Annotated in this window: 16 protein-coding genes and 1 tRNA gene; 8 read left to right on the top strand and 9 right to left on the bottom strand. The window is 69.6% G+C overall.

Annotated elements, in window-relative coordinates; translation table 11 throughout:
• Positions 1-13: 13 nt before the first annotated feature.
• The 3 genes from ABZ267_RS05195 (at position 14) to pknB (ending at position 5,035) form a co-directional block, all read left to right on the top strand.
• Entirely contained in the window at positions 14-1,414 is a 1,401-nt protein-coding gene (locus ABZ267_RS05195) for an FtsW/RodA/SpoVE family cell cycle protein (protein WP_356749718.1), read from the top strand.
• Positions 1,411-2,868 (top strand): penicillin-binding protein 2, encoded by a 1,458-nt coding sequence (locus tag ABZ267_RS05190; RefSeq protein ID WP_356749716.1) that lies wholly within the window; start codon positions 1,411-1,413, stop codon positions 2,866-2,868. The genes ABZ267_RS05195 and ABZ267_RS05190 overlap by 4 nt, the downstream gene beginning before the upstream one ends.
• A gap of 172 nt (positions 2,869-3,040) precedes the next feature.
• Positions 3,041-5,035 (top strand): Stk1 family PASTA domain-containing Ser/Thr kinase, encoded by a 1,995-nt coding sequence (gene pknB, locus ABZ267_RS05185; protein WP_356749714.1) that lies wholly within the window; start codon positions 3,041-3,043, stop codon positions 5,033-5,035.
• Positions 5,036-5,109: 74 nt separating this feature from the next.
• Here pknB and ABZ267_RS05180 read toward each other — a convergent pair whose 3' ends face one another.
• The 6 genes from ABZ267_RS05180 to ABZ267_RS05155 all read right to left on the bottom strand — a co-directional run bounded on the left by ABZ267_RS05180 (position 5,110) and on the right by ABZ267_RS05155 (position 9,625).
• Positions 5,110-5,838, bottom strand: a complete 729-nt coding sequence (locus tag ABZ267_RS05180) for a class E sortase (protein WP_356749712.1) — start codon at positions 5,836-5,838, stop codon at positions 5,110-5,112.
• 25 nt (positions 5,839-5,863) lie between these two features.
• Positions 5,864-7,216 (bottom strand): class E sortase, encoded by a 1,353-nt coding sequence (locus tag ABZ267_RS05175; protein WP_356749711.1) that lies wholly within the window; start codon positions 7,214-7,216, stop codon positions 5,864-5,866.
• A complete protein-coding gene (locus ABZ267_RS05170) occupies positions 7,213-7,851 on the bottom strand; it encodes an aminodeoxychorismate/anthranilate synthase component II (protein WP_018513899.1) in 639 nt (212 codons plus the stop codon). The genes ABZ267_RS05175 and ABZ267_RS05170 overlap by 4 nt, the downstream gene beginning before the upstream one ends.
• A complete protein-coding gene (locus tag ABZ267_RS05165) occupies positions 7,848-8,036 on the bottom strand; it encodes a hypothetical protein (protein ID WP_069735720.1) in 189 nt (62 codons plus the stop codon). Before ABZ267_RS05165 ends, ABZ267_RS05170 begins: the two co-directional genes overlap by 4 nt.
• A gap of 89 nt (positions 8,037-8,125) precedes the next feature.
• Entirely contained in the window at positions 8,126-8,827 is a 702-nt protein-coding gene (locus ABZ267_RS05160) for a class E sortase (protein ID WP_356749708.1), read from the bottom strand.
• A 30-nt stretch (positions 8,828-8,857) separates the two neighbouring features.
• Positions 8,858-9,625: a DUF881 domain-containing protein gene (locus tag ABZ267_RS05155; RefSeq protein WP_356749706.1), complete on the bottom strand. Its 768-nt coding sequence runs from the start codon at positions 9,623-9,625 to the stop codon at positions 8,858-8,860.
• Positions 9,626-9,770: 145 nt separating this feature from the next.
• Between ABZ267_RS05155 and crgA the strand changes: the two genes are divergently transcribed.
• Complete coding sequence (gene crgA / locus ABZ267_RS05150; RefSeq protein ID WP_356749704.1) at positions 9,771-10,025, top strand: cell division protein CrgA; 255 nt, start codon at positions 9,771-9,773, stop codon at positions 10,023-10,025.
• A gap of 291 nt (positions 10,026-10,316) precedes the next feature.
• On the opposite strand, the gene ABZ267_RS05145 is transcribed toward crgA, so the two are convergent.
• Both ABZ267_RS05145 and ABZ267_RS05140 read right to left on the bottom strand, forming a co-directional pair.
• Positions 10,317-11,222 carry a rhomboid family intramembrane serine protease gene (locus ABZ267_RS05145; RefSeq protein WP_356749702.1) on the bottom strand — a complete coding sequence of 302 codons (906 nt, stop codon included), beginning with the start codon at positions 11,220-11,222 and terminating at the stop codon, positions 10,317-10,319.
• Positions 11,223-11,338: 116 nt separating this feature from the next.
• Entirely contained in the window at positions 11,339-11,866 is a 528-nt protein-coding gene (locus tag ABZ267_RS05140; protein ID WP_356364251.1) for a peptidylprolyl isomerase, read from the bottom strand.
• A 279-nt stretch (positions 11,867-12,145) separates the two neighbouring features.
• On the opposite strand from ABZ267_RS05140, the gene ABZ267_RS05135 reads away from it, so the two are divergent.
• Together ABZ267_RS05135 and ABZ267_RS05130 are read left to right on the top strand one after the other, a co-directional pair.
• Positions 12,146-12,862 carry a DUF5324 family protein gene (locus ABZ267_RS05135; RefSeq protein WP_356749700.1) on the top strand — a complete coding sequence of 239 codons (717 nt, stop codon included), beginning with the start codon at positions 12,146-12,148 and terminating at the stop codon, positions 12,860-12,862.
• Between the two features lie 212 nt (positions 12,863-13,074).
• A complete protein-coding gene (locus ABZ267_RS05130) occupies positions 13,075-13,587 on the top strand; it encodes a DUF3515 family protein (RefSeq protein ID WP_356749698.1) in 513 nt (170 codons plus the stop codon).
• 126 nt (positions 13,588-13,713) lie between these two features.
• Here the strand turns inward: ABZ267_RS05130 and ABZ267_RS05125 are convergent.
• Positions 13,714-13,786 (bottom strand) — tRNA-Ala (locus ABZ267_RS05125).
• A 178-nt stretch (positions 13,787-13,964) separates the two neighbouring features.
• On the opposite strand from ABZ267_RS05125, the gene ABZ267_RS05120 reads away from it, so the two are divergent.
• Positions 13,965-14,513, top strand: a complete 549-nt coding sequence (locus ABZ267_RS05120; protein ID WP_356749696.1) for a DNA-binding protein — start codon at positions 13,965-13,967, stop codon at positions 14,511-14,513.
• Between the two features lie 101 nt (positions 14,514-14,614).
• Positions 14,615-15,943 carry a serine/threonine-protein kinase gene (locus ABZ267_RS05115; RefSeq protein WP_356749694.1) on the top strand — a complete coding sequence of 443 codons (1,329 nt, stop codon included), beginning with the start codon at positions 14,615-14,617 and terminating at the stop codon, positions 15,941-15,943.
• The last annotated feature ends 9 nt before the right edge of the window (positions 15,944-15,952 follow it).

The following is a 15,952-nucleotide window of genomic DNA, read 5'->3' as shown; positions in this document are numbered from 1 at the left end:
GGCCTTCAGCACCATGAGCGTTGTCACCAACACGACCACCATCGGCGCGATCGACGCACCGAGCCGCCGCAACACCGAGCTGGCGCTCGTCATCTTCGCCGTCGCCATCTCGGTGTTCGCCTACGCCAACGTGGGCCTCGCCCTCAACGGCGAACTGCCCTCGGGCATGCTCGGTTACGGAGCGGGGCTCGCCCTGCTCGGCGGCGTCGCCCACCTCGCGGTGCGCCGGTTCGCCAAGCACGCCGACCCGCTGCTGCTGCCCCTGGCCGTCCTCCTGAACGGCCTCGGCCTGGCGATCATCTGGCGCCTGGACCAGTCCGAACGGTTCCAGGCCCTGAAGACCTTCGCCCCAGCCGCTTCGAAGCAGTTGCTGTTCTCCGCGATCGGCGTGGGCATGCTCGTCGCGGTGCTGGCCATCCTGAAGGACCACCGCATCCTCCAGCGCTACACGTACATCTCCATGCTCGTGGCGCTGTTCCTGCTGATCCTGCCGATGTTCTTCCCGGCGGTGAACGGCGCCAAGATCTGGATCAAGATCCCCGGGGTCGGTACGCTCCAGCCCGGCGAGTTCGCCAAGATCATCATCGCGGTGTTCTTCGCGGGTTACCTGATGGTCAAGCGGGACGCGCTGGCTCTGGCCAGCCGCCGGTTCATGGGCCTGTACCTGCCTCGCGGCCGTGACCTGGGCCCGATCCTGATGGTCTGGGCGTTCTCGATCCTGATCCTGGTCTTCGAGACCGACCTCGGTTCCTCGCTGCTCTTCTTCGGCATGTTCGTCGTGATGCTGTACGTCGCCACCGAGCGCACCAGCTGGATCGTCTTCGGTCTGCTGATGTCCGCGATCGGTGCTGTCGGTGTCGCCTCGTTCGAACCGCACGTCCAGCAGCGCGTCACCGCGTGGCTGGACCCGTTCGCGGGCTGGGGTGTGGAGCCGGCGAGCGAGCAGATGGCCAAGTCGCTGATGGCGTTCGGCTCCGGAGGCACCCTCGGGACCGGTCTCGGACAGGGTCACTCCGACCTGATCGGCTTCGCCGCCAACTCCGACTTCATCCTCGCCACCGTCGGCGAGGAGCTGGGGCTCGCCGGGATGATGGGTGTGCTCCTGGTCTACGGCCTGATCGTGGAGCGCGGCGTGCGCACCGCGCTGGCGGCCCGCGACCCGTTCGGCAAGCTCCTCGCGATCGGCCTCTCGGGATCGTTCGCGATCCAGGTGTTCGTCGTCGCCGGCGGTGTGATGGGGCTCATCCCGCTCACCGGTATGACCATGCCGTTCCTGGCGGCGGGCGGTTCCTCCGTACTGGCCAACTGGGCCCTGATCGCCATCCTCATCCGGATCAGCGACACCGCACGCCGCCCCGCCCCGGCGCCCGCACCCTCGACCGACGCAGAGATGACGCAGGTGGTCCGACCGTGAACAAGCCACTGCGCCGGATCGCGGTCTTCTGCGGGATCCTCGTCCTGGCCCTCCTGATCCGGGACAACTGGCTCCAGTACGTCCGTGCGGACGAGCTGAACAGCCACAAGTACAACCGCCGCGTCCAGATCGAGCGCTACGCCCACGAGCGCGGCGACATCATCGTGGACGGCAAGGCCATCACCGGCTCCGCCGAGACCGAGGACGGCGACTTCACGTACAAGCGGGTCTGGAAGGACGGGCCTCTCTGGGCCCCCGTGACCGGCTACTCCTCGCAGGCCTTCGACTCCTCGCAGCTGGAGAACCTCGAGGACGGCATCCTCACCGGCAACAGCGACCAGCTGTTCTTCGACCGGACGATGTCGATGTTCACCGGCGAGAAGAAGCAGGGCGGCAACGTCGTCACCACCCTCAACGGGGCCGCGCAGAAGGCCGCGTTCAAGGGGCTCGGCGAGAAGAAGGGTGCCGTCGTCGCCCTGGACCCGCAGACCGGTGCCATCCTCGCGCTCGCGAGCACGCCGTCGTACGACCCCTCGGTCTTCGCCGGGAACTCGCTCAAGGACTCGGACGCCCGGCAGCAGCTCCTGAAGGACAAGGACAAGCCGATGCTCAACCGGGCACTGCGCGAGACCTACCCGCCCGGCTCCACGTTCAAGGTCGTCACCGCCGCCGCGGCCCTGGAGAACGGGCTCTACGACGACATCGACGCCAAGACGAACTCCCCGCTGCCCTGGACGCTGCCGCAGACGCAGATCCCGCTGCAGAACGAGGGCGACATCCCCTGTGAGAACGCGTCGTTGCGCGAGGCCCTGCGGGTGTCGTGCAACTCCGTCTTCGGGAAGGTGAGCGACGACCTCGGCAACAAGAAGATGATCGAGCAGACGGACAAGTTCGGCTTCAACAAGGAAGTCTTCACGCCCGTCCGCGCCGACGCGAGCATCTATCCCGAGGACAACCGGCCGCAGAACGCGATGGCCGGCATCGGCCAGGCGTCCAACCGGACCACGCCGCTCCAGATGGCCATGGTGGCCTCCGCCATCGCCAACGACGGCAAGCTGATGCAGCCGTACATGGTCGCCAAGCGCCAGGCGCCCAACCTGGACGACATCTACACCGCCGAGCCCGAGGAGCTCAGCCGGGCACTGTCCGGCGAGAACGCCCAGAAGGTCCAGCAGATGATGGAGACCGTCGTCGAGAAGGGCACGGGAACCAACGCGCAGATCCCCGGCGTCACAGTGGGCGGCAAGACCGGTACCGCCCAGCACGGTCTGAACAACAGCGAGAAGCCGTACGCCTGGTTCATCTCGTACGCGAAGACCGACAACGGCTCCCCGGTCGCCGTCGCCGTCGTGGTCGAGGACGGCAACGCCAACCGGGACGACATCTCCGGTGGCGGCCTGGCCGCCCCGATCGCGCGCGACGTGATGAAGGCGGTCGTCGACAGCAAGCAGTGAGGCCCGTCACGGCGGCCGTCCGCCCATACCGGACATCGGATACCGGTCGGATATCGGCTGCCGGGTGCGGGCGGATCACGTCACCCGTGCCCGGTAGCGTATGCGCGAACAGCGCACCGCCGGACCACACACACGGGTGCGGTCAGGACTGACGGAGAGGGCTGGAACAGTTATGGAAGAGCCGCGTCGCCTCGGCGGCCGGTACGAGCTGGGCTCGGTGCTCGGCCGTGGTGGCATGGCCGAGGTCTACCTCGCCCACGACACCCGGCTCGGCCGCACCGTAGCTGTGAAGACGCTCCGGGCCGACCTGGCCCGCGATCCGTCCTTCCAGGCCCGGTTCCGCCGTGAGGCCCAGTCGGCCGCCTCGCTCAACCACCCCGCGATCGTCGCCGTCTACGACACCGGCGAGGACTACGTCGACGGGGTCTCCATCCCGTACATCGTGATGGAGTACGTCGACGGGTCGACCCTGCGGGAGCTCCTGCACTCCGGCCGCCGGCTGCTGCCCGAGCGCACGCTGGAGATGACGGTCGGCATCCTCCAGGCGCTGGAGTACTCGCACCGCGCCCAGATCGTCCACCGCGACATCAAGCCGGCCAACGTCATGCTGACGCGCACCGGCCAGGTCAAGGTCATGGACTTCGGCATCGCCCGGGCCATGGGCGACTCCGGCATGACCATGACGCAGACCGCCGCGGTCATCGGCACCGCGCAGTACCTCTCCCCGGAGCAGGCCAAGGGCGAGCAGGTCGACGCACGGTCCGACCTGTACTCCACCGGCTGTCTGCTCTACGAGCTGCTCGCGGTCCGGCCGCCGTTCGTCGGGGACTCGCCCGTCGCCGTGGCCTACCAGCACGTGCGCGAGGAGCCGCAGCCGCCGAGCAACTTCGACCCCGAGATCACGCCCGAGATGGACGCGATCGTGCTGAAGGCGCTCACCAAGGACCCGGACTACCGCTACCAGTCCGCCGACGAGATGCGGGCCGACATCGAGGCCTGCCTCGACGGCCGGCCGGTCGCGGCAGCGGCGGCGATGGGCGCCGTGGGGTACGGAGGCTACGACGGCTACAACGCCGACCAGCCCACCGCCGCCCTGCGCCCGACCGACCCCAACAACGCGCAGACGTCGATGCTGCCGCCGGTCAACCCGGACGACGGCGGCTACGGCTACGACGACCGCGCGAGCCGTCGGCGCCAGCCGCAGAAGAAGAGCAACACCTCGACGATCCTGCTGGTCGTCGCGGGCATCCTGGTGCTCATCGGCGCGATACTGATCGGCCGGGCCGTCTTCAGCGACAGTGGCAACGACGCCCGGGTACCCGTGCCGAACCTGGTCGGCTCCACCGTCCAGGAGGCGGAGCAACTCGTCGAACGGGCCGGGGTCGTCCTCAAGGTCACCGGCGAGGAGCCGTGCGAACAGCAGGAGAAGGGCGACATCTGCTCGCAGTCCCCGGAGAACGGCGAGATGGACGAGAACGGGACCGTCGAGGTCATGGTCTCCTCCGGCGCTCCGAAGATCGAGGTGCCCGACGTCCTGGAGAAGTCCGAGGACGGCGCCCGCAAGGCCCTGGAGGACAAGGGCTTCACGGTCAACGTGACCGCGGTCGAGTCCGAGAAGACCGAGGGCACGGTGATCAAGCAGAAGCCCGACGGCGGCAGCGAGGCGGAGGACGGCTCCGAGGTGACCATCACGGTCGCCAAGAAGGAGACCCTGGACCTGCCCGACATGCGCACCCGCACCTTCGCGGCCGCGGAACAGCAGCTGCGGGACATCGGCTTCAGCAACATCTCGCGGGCCGACGTCGACTCGGAGGAGCCGAAGGACACCGTCGTCGAGCAGACGCCGCAGCCCGGCAAGCACGCCAAGGACGCGCAGATCGTCCTCAAGGTCTCCAAGGGCCCGCCGGAGCCGCCGGAGCCGGAGAAGACCCAGGTCCCGCAGATCCAGGGCATGACGCTCGGCGAGGCCAAGGCGAAGCTCCAGGAGGCGGGCCTCCAGGTCGGCAACGTCCAGGGGTCGCAGGAGGACAACGCCATCGTGGCCGTCGTGCAGCCGGGGGTCGGTGAGACCGTGGACAAGAACTCGGCGGTCAACATCTTCGCCACGCCGGGCGGCGGCGGGGACCAGGGCGGCGGCGGCATCTTCGGAGGCCCGTCGGGCGAGTAGCGCCGGCGTAGCCGTACGTACGGGAAAGGGCCCCGGTCACCGTGGATGGTGACCGGGGCCCTTCGCCGTACCCCCTAGAGCAGCTCCACCGGCTTCGTACGGTCCTTGTCGACCTTCTCCGTACGCTCCAGCTCGCCCCAGACGATGTACCGGTACTTCGACGTGTAGACCGGGGTGCAGGTCGTCAGCGTGATGTAGCGGCCGGGCTTCTTGACGCCCGACTCCTCCGGGACCGGCTCGATGACCTCGACGTTGAACTTCGAGGTCTCGGGGAGCGACTTGTAGACCCTGTAGACGTACCAGGTGTCCTTGGTCTCGAAGACGATCGCGTCGCCGTTCTTCAGCTTGTCGATGTTGTGGAACTTGGCGCCGTGCCCGTCCCGGTGCGCGGCCAGCGTGAAGTTGCCCTTGTCGTCCCAGGGAAGCGCGGAGGGGACCGGGTCGGTGTAGTAGCCCGCGATGCCGTTGTTCAGGGTCTTGGGGTCGGTGCCCTTCTTGACCAGCACCTCGCCGTTCTTCATGGCGGGTACGTGGAGGAAGCCGACGCCGTCCTTGGTGTCCAGGGCTCCCGGCCCGTCCGCCCACTTGCTGCGGACCGTGTCGCCCTGCTTGCCGGCCTCGCGGTCGGCGAGCACGTTGGTCCACCAGAGCGAGTACGCGACGAAGAGCGCGAGCACCAGGCCCGCGGTGATCAGCAGTTCGCCGAAGACGCTGACGGCCGTGGCGATGGGGTGCCGGCTAGGCCGGGGCGCGGGAGGCGCGGGCACGTCGGTCCGCTCGTCGTGCTCGGTCCTCGCTGCCACCGCACCGTCCCTGTCGTGATGATGTTCAGCCCACGAGCGCCTTGGGCTTCCCCTCGCCGCGCGGCCGTTCGTCGACCATCTTGCCCCAGACGATCAGCCGGTAGGTACTCGTGAACTCCGGGGTGCAGGTCGTCAGCGTGATGTACCGGCCCGGCTCGGTGAACCCGGATCCGACCGGGATCGGTTCGATGACCGAGATGTTCGACGGCGAGGTCTGCGGCAGGATGCTGGTCATCTCGTACGTGTAGTACGCGTCCCTCGTCTCGACCACGATCGGGTCGCCGGGGCTGAGCTTGTTGACGTAGCGGAACGGTTCTCCGTGGGTGTTGCGGTGGCCCGCCACCGCGAAGTTGCCCTGCTCGTCCTCGGGCATCGCCGTCTTCAGCTTGCCTTCGCCGTAGTGGCCGAGCAGGCCCCGGTCGAGGACCTTCTCCTTGTTGATGCCCTCGGCTACGGGGACGACGACGTCGAGCTTGGGGATGTGCATGATCGCGAAGCCCTGGCCCGGCGCGAACACCCCGGGCTTGCCGGCCCCGGTGGCCCACTCCTCCTGGATCTTGTTCGTCTCCTTGCCGGCGATCTGCTCGGCCCGGACGTTGGTCCACCAGAGCTGGTAGGTGACGAACAGCAGCATCAGGACGCCCAGCGAGATGAAGATCTCGCCGACGGCCCGGCTGGCGACCACGGCGGGACTGTCCTTGGCCGCCTTCGCCGCGCGCCGCGCCTCCATCCGGGACATGGGAGCGGCCGGCGCGGTGGCGTTCGCGGCCGCCGGAGCGGGACGGCGGCCGCCACGGCCCTTGGCCGCCCGCCGCCGCTCGGCCCGTCCGCCGATGGCCGGTTCGGCCGGTTCGGACCGTTCGGCCGGCTCGTACGACGCGTACGGCTCGGGTCCTTCGGACGGCTCCGCGACTATTCGCCGGGTCTCCGCGGTCCGCAGCCCCAGCGTCTCGTCGGCCGGAGGCACCACGGGCAAGGGAGCAGGCGCGGGCGAGGGAGCAGGCGTGGGAGCCGGCACCGGAGAGGGCCCGGGAGAGGGCGCAGGGGGCTGCTGGGAGCCGTACCAGTCCCGCCGGTATCCCTCGGGGTCGTACCACTCGCTCGGGGCGCCCTGAGGCTCCTGAGGCCCCTGAGGCCCTCCGTACGCCTGCGGCTCTCCCTGCGGGCCCTCGCTCCGGAACCACGGAGAAGCGTGCTGCCCCGGCAACGGACCGGCGAGCGGGTCCGGCAGCGGGTCGTCGAGCGGGTCCGGCAGCGGGTCGTTGAGCGGGTCCGCGAGCCCGCCCACCGCCGCGACGAACGCCCCGTCGGCCCCGTACGCTCCACGCGCGTACGGGCCCTGGAGCCCGGGGCCGTCATCGGGACGGGGTGCGGTCACGCCGCGGCCTTGCCCACCACCGGCGCGAGACCCGCCGACCGCGCCACGGCCCCCTGGTCGCCGCACTGCTCCAGCCAGTTGGCGAGCATCAGGTGGCCGTACTCGGTGAGCACCGACTCGGGGTGGAACTGCACGCCTTCCACCGCCCGGTCCCGGTGACGCAGCCCCATGATGATGCCGTCCGCCGTACGCGCGGTGACCTCCAACTCAGGCGGCAGCGCGGCCGGTTCGGCGGCGAGCGAATGGTAGCGGGTGGCGGTGAAGGGGGACGGCAGCCCGGCGAAGACGCCCTTGCCCTCGTGGTCCACCGGCGAGGTCTTGCCGTGCAGCAGCTCAGGAGCCCGGTCGACGACACCGCCGTACGCCACGGCCATCGACTGCATCCCCAGGCAGACGCCGAAGACCGGGACGCCGGTGTCCGCGCAGTGGCGCACCATCTCGACACAGACCCCGGCCTGCTCGGGCGTGCCGGGGCCGGGGGAGAGCAGGACGCCGTCGAAGCCGTCCTGGGCGTGGGCGGTGGTCACCTCGTCGTTGCGCAGCACCTCGCACTCGGCGCCGAGCTGGTAGAGGTACTGGACGAGGTTGAAGACGAAGCTGTCGTAGTTGTCCACGACGAGGATGCGTGCGCTCACTGCCCGGCTCCTGCCCCACCGGCGCTCGCGCCGTCGACGGTCACATCACCGAACGGGAGCAGCGGCTCCGCCCACGGGAAGACGTACTGGAACAGCGCGTAGACGACCGCGAGAACCAGCACGAGCGCGATGACACTCCGCACCCATGCGTTGCCCGGCAGATGCCGCCAGATCCAGCCGTACATGCTGACCCCTCCGTTCGGTACTCGCACCAGATTAGAGTGCCGCGGCCGGAGAGTGGGTCAGCCTGTGGAAAACCCCGGCCGGTCCCGGGTCAGCCGGTGAGGTCCGGCGGCCTTCCCTCGCTCACCGGCCGCGTCGCGTCCAGGTGCGCCCAGGCGATCAGCCGGTGGCTGCTGCCCCACTCGGGCTCGCAGGTGGTGAGCGTCAGATAGCGGCCGGGGCCCTCGAAGCCGGAGCGGCGGGGCACCGGGTCGACGACGGCGGTGTCGGTCGGCACGGTCCGGTACGGCTTCTTCGCGATGCGGTACGTGAACCAGGTCGTGCCGTCGTTGACGATCACCGCGTCCCCGGGGCGCAGGCGGGGAAAGTCCTTGAAGGGGTCTCCGTACGTCCGGCGGTGGCCGGCCACCGCGAAGTTCCCGCGCTCTCCGGGCCGGGCGGTGCCGCTGTAGTGGCCGAGGCCCTTCTGCAAGGTCCTGGCCTCGGTGTTCTCCAGGACGGGCCACTCCCAGTCGACGCCGAAGCGCGGGATGTGCAGCGTCGCGAAGGGCTTTCCGTCGCGGTACGGGGCCGGAGCGGAGGCGGCGGTTCCCGGTGGAGCGGCCACCGGCTCCTGGGCCCAGCCGCTGCGGAGTGTCTCGATCTCGCCTTCGGCCGCGTCGGCCGCCTTGACGCCTGTCCACAGCAGGACGTAGGCGACGAACAGGACGGTCAAGGCGCCGACGGTGATGCACAGTTCGCTGAAGGTCCGGACGACGAGGCGTACCGATCGCACCGACGGTCGTGACGACACCGGACGGCCTCCCGGGGGATCAGCTCGGGTTCACTCCACAGGCTTCGCGTGCTGGAGATCCACTGTGCCCGAGTAACCGGGAAGAGTCACCGCGTCGTCCTCGTCGACTTTCCAGCCCAGCCCGTACGCCTTCACGTACAGCTGGTAGTTCTGGATCGCCGTGGAGTCGTTGAGCGCCTGCTTGAGCTTGCCGGGGTCGCCCACGGCGGTGACCTTGTACGGCGGGGAGTAGACGCGGCCCTGCAGGATCAGGGTGTTGCCGACGCAGCGGACCGCGCTGGTGGAGATCAGCCGCTGGTCCATCACCTGGATCCCGCGCGCCCCGCCCTGCCAGAGGGCGTTCACCACGGCCTGGAGGTCCTGCTGGTGGATGACCAGGTCGTTGGGTTGCGGCTCGGGATAGCCGGGGTTGGCGGTGGCGTCCGGCGGGGCGTCGTTGAGGGTGACGCTGACGGCGTCACCGGTGATCTTCGTGGTGCCGGCCGCCTTCTCCAGGGCCTTGAGCTTGGCGTCCTCGGCCTCGGTGGAGCCGTCGTCGCGCTGGGCGAGTGCGTCGATGTCCGCCCGCGCGGAGGCGACCGAATCGTTCAGCTCGGCGTTGTGCTCGCTGCGTTCCTTGATCAGGTCGGAGAGCTTGAGCAGGGAGGAGTCGCTGCGCAGATTGGTGCCCTTGGCCGTGTTGGCGCTGGTGACGAAGATCAGTCCGGCCAGGGCGAAGACGGCAGCGGTGAGTCCCCGGGCCGCCCACGTGGAGGTGTGCCGGACCGGCTCTTCGGGAGAGTCGGCAGAATTGCTCAACGTACCCTTATCTCATCGGGCGCCATGGAAGCACTACGCTAACGGACGCCCGGGGGAGCCAGCATGCCCCCTCTGGCCATCCCCGCCCCGGCGCCCGCCACAGATCCCTGCGCGGTCACGCAGCGCATCGACAGGAGAGTCCCTCGTGCCGAAGTCACGTATCCGCAAGAAGGCCGACTTCACGCCGCCCTCGGCGAAGCAGGCAACGGCCATAAAGCTGACCAACCGCAGTTGGGTCGCTCCGGTGATGCTGGCCCTGTTCCTCATCGGGCTGGCCTGGATCGTGGTGTTCTACGTGACCGAGGGCGATCTGCCGATCGACGCCCTGGGCAACTGGAACATCGTCGTGGGCTTCGGCTTCATCGCCGGTGGCTTCGCCGTCTCCACGCAGTGGAAGTAGCGCGTCCCCACGGCACACAGCGGGCTCGAGCACAAGCCCTGCCCTGAGTTACCCACAGAGTTATCCACAGCTGGGGGAAAAGGTCAGACGATCTGTGGATAACCTCCACTCACGTTGACGCCGGTGTGACTGCAGCCTCCCTCACCAAGGGGGGCTGCATCTCGTATTTCAGCGGGAAAAACCCAGCTCAGCGACGGTGGGCACAGATGTTCCCCTTGCCATGCACAAGGCCGACCACTCACTGTGGACAACTGAGCTCTGTCCTGGGGGCGGAGCCCTCTTCTCAGCGACTCAGCTCAGCGCCATCGTGCGGGCGACGATGATCGCCACCGACGCCAGCAGCACCAGCGCACAGGTCCCGGCCTGCACCGCCGTACGGCGCTCGCGCGGCGCGTGCACCAGTCCTACGGCGATCAGGACACCCGCGACGAGACCGCCCACATGGGCCTCCCACGCGATGCCGCCCAGGGTGAAGGTGAAGACCAGGTTCAGCGCCAGCAGGATCAGCACCGGCCGCATGTCGTAGTTCATCCGGCGCATCAGCACCGCGGTGGCGCCCAGCAGACCGAAGATCGCGCCGGAGGCGCCGAGCGACGGCTGGTTCGGCGCGGCGATCAGATAGGTCAGCGCGCTGCCGGCCAGCCCGGAGAGCAGATAGAGCGCGAGATAGCGGACGCGGCCGAGCGCGGCCTCCAGCGGTCCGCCGAGCCACCACAGACCCAGCATGTTGAACCCGATGTGCCACACCTCCTGGTGCAGGAACATCGAGGTCACCAGGCGATACCACTGACCCTCGGCGACGCCTTCGACCGAGCCCGGCAGCGGCGTCGGGTCCCAGGCGCGGCCGAGCAGCACCAGATCGTCGAGCAGGGACGGCGGAGCGGCCGCGACCACGACGAAGACCACGAGGTTGATCCCGAGCAGGATCTTGGTGACCAGCCGCGGATCGGCGGCCACCGTGCCGCCGGCCACCGTGCGGGGCCTGTTCGCTGTGGGATGGTGGCCGGTGCCCGAGCCCTGGCGTACGCAGTCGGGGCACTGGAAGCCGACGGAGGCGCTGACCATGCACTCGGTGCAGATCGGCCGCTCGCAGCGCGTGCAGCTGATCCCGGTCTCGCGGCCGGGGTGCCGGTAGCAGGTCGGCACGGCCTGACCGCCCTCCGGTGCGCCCCGGTCCGCCGGCGGCTGCTGGTCCATCGGTCCTGGCCTGCCTCTCGGTCTCACCCCGGGCGCCGCGACACACGGCCGCCCCGCTGGTCCGCTATGTAACAGTACGGACGGGCGGGGCGGTTGGTTCCCGGTGGAGCGGGACGTCAGCGGGTCTCGACGACGACCGACTCGATCACGATGTCCTGGAGCGGGCGGTTGGTGCGCGGGTTGGTCCCGGTCGCCGCGATGGCGTCGACGACCTTGCGGCTCGCGTCGGCCACGACCTCGCCGAAGATGGTGTGCTTGTTGGTCAGCCAGGCGGTGGGCGAGACCGTCACGAAGAACTGCGAGCCGTTGGTGGCCGGTCCCGCGTTGGCCATGGCCAGCAGATACGGCTGGGTGAAGGCCAGGTCCGGGTGGAACTCGTCCGCGAACGTGTAGCCCGGCCCGCCGGTGCCGTTGCCCAGCGGGTCGCCGCCCTGGATCATGAACCCGCCGATGACCCGGTGGAAGACGGTCCCGTCGTACAGCGGGTTCGTGGACTTCTCACCGGTCGCGGGGTTGGTCCACTCGCGCTGCCCGGCGGCCAGCTCGACGAAGTTCCTGACCGTCTTGGGGGCGTGGTTCGGCAGCAGCCGGATCTCGATGTCGCCCCGGTTGGTCTTCAAGGTGGCGTAAAGCTGCTCGGCCACGGTCTGCCTTCCCTCATCCTTCGCTGACGTCCGCCGATCCTCCCACGGACCGGGAAACGTACGGCCGGATGCCTGCTGGAACGGCGCGTTCACCGCCGAACCATGGCATTGTCGTCGGCACACTTCACGCGCACCTTTTTACCGGCTTGAACCGTTTTGACGAAGACAGCGATCATGACCCGGATGCCCGTCCCGAGTGCCGGTCATGGCCGCGACAGGCATGATTTCGAATTGGGCGGAAAGGCGGAGTACCTACCCGCCACCAAGGAGGAGGATCCCGTGACCCGCATCGACAGCGTGCGCGCCGCAACCGACTCGGCCAGGGACAGCGCGCAGCACGCCGCGGAAGTGGTGGCGCCGTACGCCGACACGGCCAAGAAGCAGGCTGCACTGTACGCGCACGAGGCCCGTGTCCAGCTCGCGCCCAAGGTGACGAAGGCCGCCAAGCAGGCCCGCGTCCAGTACGAGTCCCACCTCGCACCGCGCCTCGAACAGGCGCTGGCTCACGTGCCGCCGAAGGTCGACGAGGCCGCGCAGCGTGCGGCGCACTCGACCCGCAAGGCCGCCAGGACCGCCGCCGACTACACCGCGCCGCGCGTCGAGCACGCCAAGGCGATGGCCGTGCCGGTCGCCGAGCAGGCGACCGCCCGGAGCGCCGCCGCGCTGGCCGCACTGCGGAGCAACGTGACGGCCAAGGAGATCCAGAAGCTGGCACGTAAGCACGAGCGGCGGGCCAAGGCCGGCCGGGCGACCAAGGGCCTCCTGGTTCTGGGTGTCCTCGCCGGTGGCGCCTACGCCGCCTGGCGCTGGTGGGACAAGCAGGCCAACCCGGACTGGCTGGTCGAGCCGCCGGCCGCCACCGAGGTGGGCGACGAGCACGATCCGCTGAGCTCGGTGGACGGCAGCGGCCAGGCCGTGCTCGACCCGGAGGTCAAGGCCAAGCAGGCCGAGGCCGAGGCCAACGGCGACACCCTGGGCCTCGACGACCGCCCCTGAGGCTGTCGGCCCGTAACCGCACGCAGGAGAAGAGAGCGCCGGTTCCCACAGCCTTCACGGGCCTTGTGGGAACCGGCGCTCTCTTCTTTCCACGAGCGGCCCTTCACGGCTGCCGCCCTCGCCCGCGGTCGACCGCCGTCCGGGTGACACACTGATCCGCGAGGGGCCGGCGTGAGCGCGGTCCGTCCCCGTCCTCACGAAAGGTCCTTCCTGTGGTGCGCATTCCCCGGCCGCGCAGGGCCGTCGTCGCGGCGGCGGTCTGTGCCCTGACCGCCGGTGTCCTGGTGTCGTGCGGCGCGGACTCGCCGGGCGAAGGCGTCACCGCCGCACCGCACGCCGGCGACGCGGCCTGCAAGCAGCTCGCCGACCGTTACCCGGACCGCCTCGGCGGCCAGGACCTGACGTTCACCGACCGGCCAGGGGTCGCGGTCTGGGGCGAGAACGCGATCGTGCTGCGCTGCGGCGTCGAGCTGCCCGTCCCGACCACCGACCCGTGCGCGACCGTCGACGGCGTGGACTGGGTCTTCCGCGAGGACCGCTCGGAGGACGACGAGAAGATGGTCGTCACCTACGGCCGCGACCCTGCCGTGGAGGCCGTGGTCTCCGACGACATCGCCACCGTGGACGACGTCCTGGTCGACCTGTCCGTGCTGGTCAAGCCGGTGAAGACGTACACGAAGTGCATCAGCCTGGACGACGTGCAGCCGCCGACGCCCTCCGGCTGACGCCGCGGCGGGCCGCTTTGCTTGTGCTCAGCATCGAGCCCCAAGCACCGAGCCGCCCCCGGATGAACCGAAAAAACGGAACACCCTCCGACCTACATGACGTAGGTCGGAGGGTGTTCATCGATGTGGAGCCTAGGAGATTCGAACTCCTGACATCTGCCTTGCAAAGGCAGCGCTCTACCAACTGAGCTAAGGCCCCGAAACACAGCAAACAAGGACATCGCCGAACACGTCCGTGCCGCGGCAACCGTCGCAGACCAGAGTACCGGGTGCTCCGCCCAATCTTGCAAAAGGATAGGACTCCCGGTGGACGACCACGCTCCGTAAGATGCTCGACGAGGTTCGCAGCAGCGAAGCCGCAGCGAAGGGGAGACGCAATGGACGCAGCGCAACAAGAGGCGACGGCAAGAGCCAGGGAGCTTCAGCGCAGTTGGTACGGGGAGCCGTTGGGGGCGCTCTTCCGTCGGCTGATCGATGATCTCGGCCTGAACCAGGCACGGCTCGCCGCGGTTCTGGGGCTCTCCGCCCCGATGCTTTCGCAGCTGATGAGCGGCCAGCGCGCCAAGATCGGGAACCCGGCGGTCGTCCAGCGCGTCCAGGCACTTCAGGAGCTGGCGAGCCAGGTGGCGGACGGCAGCGTCAGCGCGGGCGAGGCCACCGACCGGATGGAGGAGATCAAGAAGTCGCAGGGCGGGTCCGTCCTGACCGGCACCGGCCAGACCACCTCGACCGGCGGCGCCCCCACCGTCCGCCGCGTGGTGCGCGAGATCCAGTCCCTCCTCAGGTCGGTCTCGGCGGCCGGCGACATCATCGATGCCGCCGACGCCCTCGCCCCGACCCACCCGGAACTGGCAGAGTTCCTCCGGGTGTACGGGGCCGGCCGCACCGCGGACGCGGTCGCGCACTACGAGGGACACCAGAGCTAGCGGTTCGGCAGCACAACGGAGCCAGGGCCTCGCACGGCCGGGGTCCCTGGTCCCCGCAGGATCGCGGGCGATGAACACGAACTGGGAGCGGGCACAGCGCAATGGGTGAGGTCTTCGCCGGTCGGTACGAGCTGATCGATCCGATCGGACGTGGTGGGGTCGGCGCCGTCTGGCGGGCCTGGGACCACCGGCGCCGCAGGTACGTCGCGGCCAAGGTCCTGCAGCAGAGCGACGCGCACACGCTGCTGCGCTTCGTCCGCGAGCAGGCGCTGCGCATCGAGCACCCGCACGTCCTGGCACCGGCCAGCTGGGCCGCCGACGACGACAAGGTCCTGTTCACCATGGACCTGGTGAGCGGCGGTTCGCTCGCCCATGTCATAGGCGACTACGGCCCGTTGCCGCCGCGCTTCGTCTGCCTGCTCCTGGACCAGCTGCTCTCCGGACTCTCCACGGTGCACGCCGAAGGGGTGGTGCACCGCGACATCAAACCGGCCAACATCCTTATGGAGGCCACCGGAACGGGCCGTCCGCATCTGCGCCTCTCCGACTTCGGCATCTCGATGCGCAAGGGCGAGCCCCGGCTGACCGAGACCAACTACGTGGTCGGTACGCCCGGTTACTTCGCTCCCGAGCAGATGATGGGCGCCGAGCCCGACTTCCCGGCGGACCTCTTCGCGGTCGGCCTCGTCGCCCTCTACCTCCTCCAGGGCCAGAAGCCCGACTCCCAGGCGCTGGTCGAGCACTTCGCCGCCCACGGCACCCCGAGCGCACCCGAAGGCATCCCCGAGCCGCTCTGGCAGGTGCTGGCCGGGCTGCTGCAGCCGGACCCGCAGGCCCGGTTCCGTACGGCGACGGGAGCACGCAAGGCCCTCACCGCGGCGGTCGAGATGCTGCCCGAGCCCGGCCTCGACGACGAGCCGGTGGAGGTCTTCGACCAGATCGGCCCGCTGCCCGCGGGGTTCGGCCCCGACGGCCCCGTAAAGGCCGCTCAACCGTCCCAGGAGCCTCAGCCGTCCCAGGAGCCTCAGCTCTCCCAGGCGCCTCAGCCGCCTGCCTCGCCGCCGCCCGTCTCCATGTCGGAGACCGGCAGCTTCCACCTGGCGCCTCCGCCGCAGCGGCAACAGGCCCAGCCGCAGCCCCGGTTCCACCAGCCCACGCCCACCCAGGCGCCCCCCGCATCACCTCCGTACGCCGTCGGCGCCCCGCACCCCTCCCAGGCGCCGACCTCCGGCGTACCGCACGACGCTTCGGCCACCCGCCCCTACACCACCCAGCAACACCACCAGCACCAGCCCCTCGCGGCCCACGCCCCTGCTCCCGCACCCGCACGGCAGACGCGGCCGGGACCGCCCCCGAAGGTGGCGGTCCCGGTGCTGGTGGTGGCGCTGATCTGCTTCGCGGTCGGCATCTGGGCGCTCACCCAGATGTAAGAGCGGCCC

The organism is Streptomyces sp. NPDC006174 (assembly GCF_040614075.1).
GTDB lineage: Bacteria > Actinomycetota > Actinomycetes > Streptomycetales > Streptomycetaceae > Streptomyces.
Note: the sequence above shows the minus strand (reverse complement) of the source record. Positions and strands in the feature narration are given on the sequence as shown.

Bases quoted from the DNA above. Each gene is read 5' to 3' on its own strand.
- ABZ267_RS05195 (WP_356749718.1), top strand. From the start codon at position 14: ATGAGCGTTGTCACCAACACGACCACCATCGGCGCGATCGACGCACCG.
- pknB (WP_356749714.1), top strand. From the start codon at position 3,041: ATGGAAGAGCCGCGTCGCCTCGGCGGCCGGTACGAGCTGGGCTCGGTG.
- ABZ267_RS05165 (WP_069735720.1), bottom strand. From the start codon at position 8,036: ATGTACGGCTGGATCTGGCGGCATCTGCCGGGCAACGCATGGGTGCGG.
- ABZ267_RS05145 (WP_356749702.1), bottom strand. From the start codon at position 11,222: ATGGACCAGCAGCCGCCGGCGGACCGGGGCGCACCGGAGGGCGGTCAG.
- ABZ267_RS05120 (WP_356749696.1), top strand. From the start codon at position 13,965: ATGGACGCAGCGCAACAAGAGGCGACGGCAAGAGCCAGGGAGCTTCAG.
- ABZ267_RS05115 (WP_356749694.1), top strand. From the start codon at position 14,615: ATGGGTGAGGTCTTCGCCGGTCGGTACGAGCTGATCGATCCGATCGGA.